We start from the raw sequence: 9088 nt of genomic DNA, 5'->3' as shown, positions 1-9088 counted from the left end.
CTGTTTGGGTTTGCAGGTTCCACAGTTTGATGGTTTTGTCAGAGCTAGCAGAAGCCAATGTTAAGCCATCGGGACTTATGGCGACGCTCCAGACCGAATTGCTATGCCCGGTGAGGGTTTTAATCGCTGTTTGGGTTTGCAGGTTCCACAGTTTAATGGTTTTGTCAGAGCTAGCAGAAGCCAATGTTAAGCCATCTCGACTAAAGGCGACGCTATAGACCGAACTGCTATGTCCGGTGAGGGTTTTGAGCTCTGTTTGGGTTTGCAGGTTCCACAGTTTGATGGTTTTGTCATCACTAGCAGAAGCCAATGTTAAGCCGTCGGGACTAAAGGCGACGCTATAGACCGCACTGCTATGCCCAGTGAGGGTTTTGATTTCTGTTTGGGTTTGCAGGTTCCACAGTTTGATGGTTTTGTCAGAGCTAGCAGAAGCCAATGTTAAGCCGTCGGGACTAAAGGCGACGCTATAGACCGCATTGCTATGCCCAGTGAGGGTTTTGATTTCTGTTTGGGTTTGCAGGTTCCACAGTTTGATGGTTTTGTCAGAGCTAGCAGAAGCCAATGTTAAGCCGTCGGGACTAAAGGCGACGCTATAGACCGCATTGCTATGCCCAGTGAGGGTTTTGATTTCTGTTTGGGTTTGCAGGTTCCACAGTTTGATCGTCTTGTCCTTGCTAGCAGAAGCCAATGTCTTACCATCGGGACTAAATACGACGCTATAGACCTCATTGCTATGCCCCGTGAGGGTTTTAATCTCTGTTTGGGTTTGCAGGTTCCACAGTTTGATGGTGTTGTCATCACTAGCAGAAGCCAATGTCTTGCCATCTCGACTAAATGCGACGCTATTAACACTTTTGCTATGCCTTTGCAAACTATTGCGCTCTTTTACTTGGGAAACTGCTTGTTGCAGTACAACCATCACTTGTTCTTTGATTGTAGTGTCGGCGGAAGCATCTAGTTGTTTGAATGTTTGCCCTGCTTTCAAGGCTTCCAGCAGTGCTTGAAATGTCTGTCCCGAATGAAATGATTCATTAGAAAAAGCACTTTCCTGGATGGTATTGGCTAAAATCTTAGCTTGAGTGACTTGATAACTAGCAAACACAGATACTCCAGTTGCCACTAACATAGCCACCCCAGCAAAAAACGAAGTCACAGTCCTAATTTTTAATGCGTTTTGCTGTGCTTGAGTTAGCGTCTGATTCGCTTCAGTCAAAATTAGAATAGCTTGTCTCTGAGCTTCTAAATCTCGTTCAACTTCTCGTTGTTGGAATTCCCGACTGGCATTTAAAAACTGATAATCTAAATTGGTCAAGCTTTTGCCGGCCGCCCAAGCTTGAGCATCTTGCAAAGCCTGACCCCGCAACAGTCGCGATTCATCTTGGCAATCTGAATCTTCCCAAGCGTTAAAAGTTTCACTGTAGGGGCGGAGATTTGCTAATTGTTTTTCTACCCAATCAGCAGTAAAAACAGATTGATAAATTCGGTTATAAACTTTTAGTTGACCAGATTGCTTAACTACCAAACCTGTTAAGCGGAGTTCCATTTGTTCAGGAGTATTATCAGCGGCTATCTGATTTTGTTGCATAATTTGCTGATAGATCCCCAGCAAACGACTGGCACGTTGTTTGCTGCGTAAAATGCGGTCTCTAATCGTCTTCAAATGCTCTGGCTCATCCTGTCCTTCCCAATTCTCAATCACCTTTTTTTGGACTAAATCCGCGACCCAATCAAGGGGAGCTTCGATTGATTGGGAATTCAGATATTTTTTGAGCAGTTTACAAACTTTTTGCGTTAAAAATGGCTGTCCGCCCGTCCAAGATAATATCGCTTCTAACAACGCTTGAGAATTTTCTGCTTGAGTTTCTAAGCCTAATGCCAAAGGTTGTGCTTCTGCTAAGTGAAAACCCGTTAACTCAATGGCACGACCAATATTAAACGGAGTGCGAAGCTGATTACTTATCAAATCGGAAGGCGTTGCTACCCCAATCAAAGCAAAGGTTAAACGGTTATATTCTGGCTTATCGGCACGCTGGTTAAAACAATCACGAATCACTGCAAAAAAATCATCAATATTAAATGGCAAAGCCAATAAACTGTCAATCTCATCAACAAAAATTACGATATATTTATCAATAACTTCCAGCAATACCTCTCCGATAAACTTGCTGAAACGTTGGACAGGAGACACCAGTTCGTGACTCGTCCACCATTCATAAGAATCGAAATTATTGTAGAGTTCAAAACTATTCACCAGCGAGTCAATGATGCCAAAATACCACTCTTTAGAACTAATATCTGAAGTGCCAATTGCTGTAATATCAACGGCAGCACAGGCAAATCCTTCGTGCTGCAATCTAGCCATTGTTTGCACACGCAAGCTAGATTTACCCATCTGTCGCGAGTTGAGGACGTAACAAAACTCTCCCGCCATTAATCCTTCATAAAAATCTCGGTCAGCTTGTCTCCTAACATAAGTAGGCGCATCAATCGGTAAGCTACCACCAACTTGATATTCGTAATTTAGATCGGGTTTGTCATTCATTAACGAACTCCCAAAAATTAAATTATTTAAAAAAGTACGTTGTTGCGCTTTAGCGCTAAATCTGGCGCTAAAGCGCAACAACGTACAAATTAATGAACTCCCAAGCGGTCTTTAAAATATAGGCGGCAGAGATTGCACAGAGGAATCACATCATTACCTCGCAACTTCACTAAACCCTTACTGCGAAGTTTAAACGCTAGCCCGGCTTCTAATCGTACCGGAACCGAACTAGCAATTACTTGTTTCATTGCTGCTTCCAAATTTGGATCGGCAGTGAGATGAATTAAATGATGACGTAAATGATCGCCGTAAATTCCTTCTTCAGTCGGTGCACTTTGTAAAAATTCCTCTAAGGTTAAACAACCGCGAGCAATTTCATAAAGGGCTTTTCTTAACAGATAAGGATGCCCGTCTACCATTCCAATCAGTTGTTCTATCTGACTGGCAGACCAATTCAGTTGATGTTTTTGTACTAACTCTACAATTTGTTGATGGTTAAATTCGGGTAACTCAATTGATAAACCTACATTAAATGGCGACTGGTTGATGTTGAGGGGAATATAAACTTCTTTGGAATGGGAAATTACTAAACGTAGTTTTTTCCAAGCGGGTTCGTTTTTTCCTTTTTCATGCCACGCCCGCAGTAAACCAAAGAATTCCTGCGCTACTTGGGGATATTGAAAAACTCGATCGACTTCATCCAATCCTAACGTTAATGGTGTGGTAATTGTTGCTAACAGGTAGCGCTGAAAATAGTTGCCGCATTTTTGTTTGCTACCCATCCCTTGTTTCCAATAATCTGCTACTCGATCTTCTAAATTTAGTTCATTAGTAATATCAACACAAAGCCATTGCAACAACTGATCTAGATTACTAATAAAATTACCATCAGCAGATTGAAAGTTTAAATAGGCAGCTTGATGTCCCTGTTCTCTTGAATAGTATAAAATGCGCTGTAATAAAGAAGTCTTCCCCATTTTACGGGGTGATTTCACTCGGATCAAAGCGCCAGGTTTAGCAATAGTTTGGTAGCAGTCTGATTCCAGGGGAGGACGATCGATATATAGGGGGGAATCGAAACTAACAGAACCTTCTGGGTTATCTAAATTGGCGAGAGAAACGGCAGGCGAGACTAGCGATCGCACATTTGTCACCGCAGAGGACGACTCCTCAAGTATATTGTCAATAGCAGGAACGATCGCTCGTTCTGCTGTCTCTAAGTCAGCGAAATCTGACTTCTTCTTTAAAACAGGAGTGAGTTCTTCCGGGATACCTGCCATACTGATGCTAACGCAGCCTGACTTATAAGCAAACTCTATAGATTCCCCGGCTGCCAGTGCGTCATAAAATCCTACGGCGAAATTTCTGGCGGCATTATCTCCCACCGCTTGCTTCATACCAATAACATAGGGAATATGATGTGCGATCGCAGCCGCTTGTACGTCCGAATAGCAGGCGTTGAGTACCACGCATTCTACCCGATCCATAAACAGCTCGAACAAACTTGCTAAAGCTTTTGCATTTACCAGTTTAATCTTTCCTGTCTCATCCTCTAGAGCTAAACCCTCCTCTCCCACACCATGACCGGAAAAATGGACAATCTCTGGTTTATAATCGAGTACAGCTCGCTGCATATCTCGTGGCGTTACCGCCCACTGTTGCTCAAGTTGAAATTTTTCACGCTTTTTAGAGCGTTGCAACCCATCGGCAATTTCCTGAACCTCTTCACCTAAACGCAAAACCGTCGAGTTCTTAGGGTTCGCTGCTAAAAACAAGATGGTTTTTTTCTTTCTTGAGGAACTACTCATAAATGGGACTTTGACTAAAGGTGATTCGCTATTACTCCCTTTGGACCCCAAGAAGATCTAGTGAAGAGGACAAGGCTTTGCTGCGGGCTTTTATAGATATTGGCTCGCGATCGCCCATACAAGATATTATTGTTTTTTCATGCCGATCTACTTACTAGATTAAGTTTAGCAGCTCTACGGGAATATACTGTATCCTGTCAGGTAAATTAACCACAATTATTGTAGCGGCGGGTTCACGCGCGATCGGCAATATCAGCCATAACTCCCGTAAACCCTATTCTAGTGGGAACTTTTACCCTCGAAAATCTCCCAAAGCCTTCAATGCAAATTGTGGCAAAGCTAACATCCTGCGCCACCGCCAAGGTTCTTGATAAAGTCGGTACAACCATTCTAAATGATTGTCGCAAAACCAAGCCGGGGCGCGGTTTTTTGTTCCCGCCCAAATATCAAAACTGCCGCCTACTCCCACCCAAATCGAATTAGGGCAAAGGTGTCGGTGTTCGGCAATCCAAAATTCTTGGCGCGGCACTCCCAAGCCGACAAAAATCAGTTTGGGCTGCATTTGTTTGAGGCTTTCACGGAAGTCTTTCTCTTCATCTGCGGAAAGATAACCGTGTTGAGAAGCAATCGACAATCCGTTAACTTTTTGCTGCCAATTTTCTGCCGCAGCAGCCGCCACTCCGGGGGAACCTCCAAAGAAAAATAGTGGTTCCGAATCCGGCAATTTTCCGGCTTGTTGCAGCAGCGATTCTGCTAATTCAATCCCCGGATAGCGCTGTGCCGGTTTGCCACGCAGCCGCAAGTACAGCACCACTCCCGAACCGTCGGGAATCACCAGTTCCGCTTTGCGGATTACATCCGCTAAAGCCTGATTTTGCTCGGCTTGCATGGCCATTTCAGCATTCAGCGTCACGACGTGACTTCCTAACCCTTGATGCAGGCGCTCCATCAGCCAACCTGCATAATCATCTAATATGTGAACTGGTAGTCCCAGCACTGAAAATTGCGGGCGCGATCCATCCATATTTTTTTCTTTGAAATTCCTACACACCTAGTTATTTAAATTAGCTGAGATTGGCGATCGACGCTAGAGCAGTTTTGGTCGCAAAAAACCCGGTTTGTGCCACCAAAAGTCTGTTAAGTCATCGTTCGGTGGCCCAGAAACCGGTTTTTTTGTAAGCGACGGGTCGCGCAAGTTCATTAGAGTTTGCCAGCCAAGTGCGATCGAGCATTAGTGTTCGATTTTTTTGACAGAGCCGTCTGCGTACCATTCCATCGGTACTAGCTCAATTTTACCATTAATTTTCACTGTAGAGTAGACAACTTTCACGAAAGGAACGCTGTTGTTATTGTGGTTTTTGGTAGACATGGCAATTACCTTTTTGTGTTTGGATAACTTGAGAAACGATCTAATATCTGATATATTTAAAAGTCTATTCACCGCAAATCTACTCGCATCAGGAAAAAGAAGGAAAACGAAATGGCGATCGCAAAAACCCAGCGGCAAACCAGGTTGGATTATTACTACCAGCAAATCAAAAACATCATCCTCAAGCGCCAAAATCCTATTACTGGTTTGCTGCCGGCGAGTACCGCCGTTAACGCCCACGGCGACTACACCGATGCCTGGGTGCGCGACAACGTGTACAGCATTCTCGCGGTTTGGGGTTTGGGTTTAGCTTACCGCAAAATTGATGGCGATCAGGGCAGGACTTTTGAACTCGAACACAGCACAGTCAAACTGATGCGCGGCTTGCTGTTTGCGATGATGCAGCAATCGAGCAAAGTAGAACATTTTAAAAATACTCAGTCGCCCCTAGATGCCCTGCACGCTAAATACAATACTCAAACGGGAAGTATTGTTGTCGGTGATGACAAGTGGGGACATTTACAGTTAGATGCTACATCTATATTCTTATTAATTCTTGCTCAAATGACGGCTTCCGGGCTGCACGTAATTTTTACAATAGATGAAGTCAATTTCGTGCAAAATTTAGTTTACTACATCGGTAGAGCCTATCGCACGCCGGATTACGGAATTTGGGAAAGAGGTCATAAAATCAATCGCGGCAATGCAGAATTGAACGCCAGTTCAGTTGGCATGGCCAAAGCAGCGCTGGAAGCAATAAATGGGTTGGATTTGTTCGGTATTCAAGGTTCTCAAGCATCAGTTATTCACGTTTTGCCCGACGAAATTGCCAGAAGTCGCATAACTTTGGAATCGCTTTTGCCTCGCGAATCTAGTTCAAAAGAAGTAGATGCTGCTTTATTGAGCGTGATTAGTTTTCCGGCTTTTGCTGTGGAAGATCGAGAATTAATAGAACGGACTCGAAATAAGATTATTGACAAATTGCAAGGAAAATACGGCTGCAAGCGGTTTCTGCGGGACGGACACCAAACAGTTTTGGAAGATGCCGATCGCCTGCACTACGAACCCACAGAATTAAGGCAGTTTGAGCACATTGAATGCGAGTGGCCGCTATTTTTTACTTATTTACTCTTGGATGGCATATTTCAAGGAAATCAAGCTCAAGTGCAAGAGTACCAGCAGCGTTTGGAATCTCTAGCAGTCGATCGCTCTGGTTTGCCACTACTACCCGAATTGTACTACGTCCCCGCCGAAAATATAGAAGCAGAAAAGCTCAATCCCCGCAGCCAGCAGCGCTTACCCAATGAAAATATTCCCCTCGTTTGGGCGCAAAGTTTGTATTTTCTCGGTCAATTGCTGAACGAAGGATTAATCGCAGTGGGTGACATCGACCCGCTTGGAAGGCACCTCTCAGTGGGCCAACACAGAGAACCTTTAGTGCAAATTGCACTGTTAGCTGAAGACGAAGATTTGCAAGCAGAATTAGCCGCTAACGGCATTGCCACCCAAACCCCAAAACAGGTAGAACCCATTCAAGTCCGCCAGACTAAAGAATTATCAGCTATTTACACGCAAATTGGACGCAACGACCAATTAGGCTTAAGCGGCCGCCCCGTGCGCCGCCTGCGGAGTTTAACAACTTCTCGGGTGTTTAAAATTCGCGAAGAGGCGATCGTATTTCTCCCCTCATTTTTGAACAGACAAGAGTTTTACTTAACTTTAGATTACCATTTTTTAGTAGCTCAAATCAAGAGCGAAATAGCTCACATTCACCGCCACTGGTATCAGTTGGGACGCCCTACGGTAACGCTGATGCTGACTCACACGATGCTGGAAACCGGCCGGGAAGCGTTGCTAGAATTAATGAAGGAATTCCGCGATGGACACTGTAACAACACGCCAGTTAAACTCGGAAATCTTAAGCAGTTTATGCTGACTGCTGGCACCGAAAGAATTGATTTCATGCACGATTTTGAATTTACCGAATCTCCGGTGACAGGTGCAGTAGAAACGCGCAGCTATCTAACTTACAATCCTGAAAAAACTTGGCCTTTGGGTCACACGCAAGAATTTAAATTAGAGTGCGAAACTAATACTCAATTCTTGCTAAGTAGCCTGCGCGATTCAGAAAACTTGTACGAACAAATTGAGTTGCTACACACGTTAGTTCGCCTCAAAGGATTAAATTTTGATACGGGATTTGGAGGAGCGGAAGAAACAGTTAAAGTTGTGGATTTGCTCAACGAAGTTTATATAAAAGCTGGAGAAAGTTCGCAATCAAAAATTCAATGGGCAGTCATCCGTCATGCCGCAGGTTTGCTGGACAAAGTTGATATCAGTTTGTCCGATGCGGTGACAGACATTTTGGTGCGGCAAAAACAGATTGCTGTGGGGAAAGCCTACAGCGAAGATTCGATAATTTCGCGGCCGGGTTCTTATACGGAAGTGATGGACAAAATTCGCCAATTCTGCGGAGAAGACATTCGCGATCGAGTTCTAACTCAAGAAGTTCTCATCTACCTTGGCCTGCTAATTAAAGCCGAACCGCAGTTATTTAAAGGCCTGCTGACGCTAAGAGTTAGCTACTTTATTTTGCTGCTGACTAGCGAGTTTGCCCGCGAATTAGGAGTTACGCAAAATGAAGCTTACGAACATTTAATGCAGCTAAGTCCCTTTGAAATCAAAAATCGCCTGCGCCAAGTGTTGACGGAATACGAGGAAATGAATCAAATCCTCAAACAGCAAGAATCCCTGCGCGTCAAACAGCCGGAAAAAGACATTGAATGGGTAGTAGCGCCAGTTTCTGAAGAACCAACAATGCCTGGGGGAGGATGGCGCCGGAAACGGCAAATGGAAGGTACAGTCAATCGCGTACCGAAGGATTTTTATCCGAGTGTTTGGGGACTACTGCGGCACTGCAAAGGCTTGATAATTGGCGATAAATTAGAGCGGCGCAATCGGTTAGATAGCCATATTATATTATCGGAAATGACGCCTGGTGAAAAGAATTTTGCGCTACAAATTGAGCATTTGCTGAATAAAATTGTCGCACCGGAATATCGGCAAGTAAATATTGAGGCGCTGATGGAGTTGGCGGCGATCGCCCAGCGCAACCCAGAATTGCAAGTAGAAGAATACATCGTTTTAGATGTATTAGTCGGTCACGCAGTGCGGCTGAATTGGCAAGGAAAACACCCGGAAAGAGCGGGTAAATACGACGAAGATAAAGCGGCGGCTTGGCAAGCTTTTTACAATACTTCGCCTTACGTTTGTGCGAGTCACGTACTCGATGCTTTCCGATTCTTGACGAAGTTTGGATAGATTGAGGGCGGGTGGTTAATACAAGTCTCGATTGACCTGTTTGTAGTA

General features: G+C 44.4%; 5 protein-coding genes. 1 reads left to right on the top strand and 4 read right to left on the bottom strand.

What is annotated here, in order from left to right:
- From QUA33_RS01760 to QUA33_RS01745, 4 genes are all read right to left on the bottom strand, one after another.
- Nucleotides 1-2542: AAA-like domain-containing protein (locus QUA33_RS01760; RefSeq protein WP_333145988.1), on the bottom strand; the 2542-nt coding region annotated here is incomplete at its 3' end.
- Between the two features lie 89 nt (nt 2543-2631).
- Nucleotides 2632-4350 (bottom strand): AAA-like domain-containing protein, encoded by a 1719-nt coding sequence (locus tag QUA33_RS01755; RefSeq protein WP_333145985.1) that lies wholly within the window; start codon nt 4348-4350, stop codon nt 2632-2634.
- Nucleotides 4351-4642: 292 nt separating this feature from the next.
- Nucleotides 4643-5374 (bottom strand): WecB/TagA/CpsF family glycosyltransferase, encoded by a 732-nt coding sequence (locus QUA33_RS01750; RefSeq protein ID WP_333145982.1) that lies wholly within the window; start codon nt 5372-5374, stop codon nt 4643-4645.
- A gap of 207 nt (nt 5375-5581) precedes the next feature.
- Complete coding sequence (locus QUA33_RS01745; protein ID WP_190657693.1) at nt 5582-5719, bottom strand: hypothetical protein; 138 nt, start codon at nt 5717-5719, stop codon at nt 5582-5584.
- 111 nt (nt 5720-5830) lie between these two features.
- Between QUA33_RS01745 and QUA33_RS01740 the strand changes: the two genes are divergently transcribed.
- Nucleotides 5831-9040: a glycoside hydrolase family 15 protein gene (locus QUA33_RS01740; RefSeq protein WP_333145979.1), complete on the top strand. Its 3210-nt coding sequence runs from the start codon at nt 5831-5833 to the stop codon at nt 9038-9040.
- Nucleotides 9041-9088: the final 48 nt, after the last annotated feature.

Origin of the sequence: Microcoleus sp. Pol14D4, assembly GCF_036701245.1 — a bacterium.
GTDB lineage: Bacteria > Cyanobacteriota > Cyanobacteriia > Cyanobacteriales > Microcoleaceae > Microcoleus.
The sequence above is the reverse complement of the archived record's forward strand: the minus strand, read 5'-3'. Positions and strand labels throughout refer to the sequence as shown.

What these genes read in the sequence shown, in the direction of transcription:
- QUA33_RS01755 (WP_333145985.1), bottom strand. Translation starts at nt 4,350, where the DNA reads ATGAGTAGTTCCTCAAGAAAGAAAAAAACCATCTTGTTTTTAGCAGCG.
- QUA33_RS01750 (WP_333145982.1), bottom strand. Translation starts at nt 5,374, where the DNA reads ATGGATGGATCGCGCCCGCAATTTTCAGTGCTGGGACTACCAGTTCAC.
- QUA33_RS01745 (WP_190657693.1), bottom strand. Translation starts at nt 5,719, where the DNA reads ATGTCTACCAAAAACCACAATAACAACAGCGTTCCTTTCGTGAAAGTT.
- QUA33_RS01740 (WP_333145979.1), top strand. Translation starts at nt 5,831, where the DNA reads ATGGCGATCGCAAAAACCCAGCGGCAAACCAGGTTGGATTATTACTAC.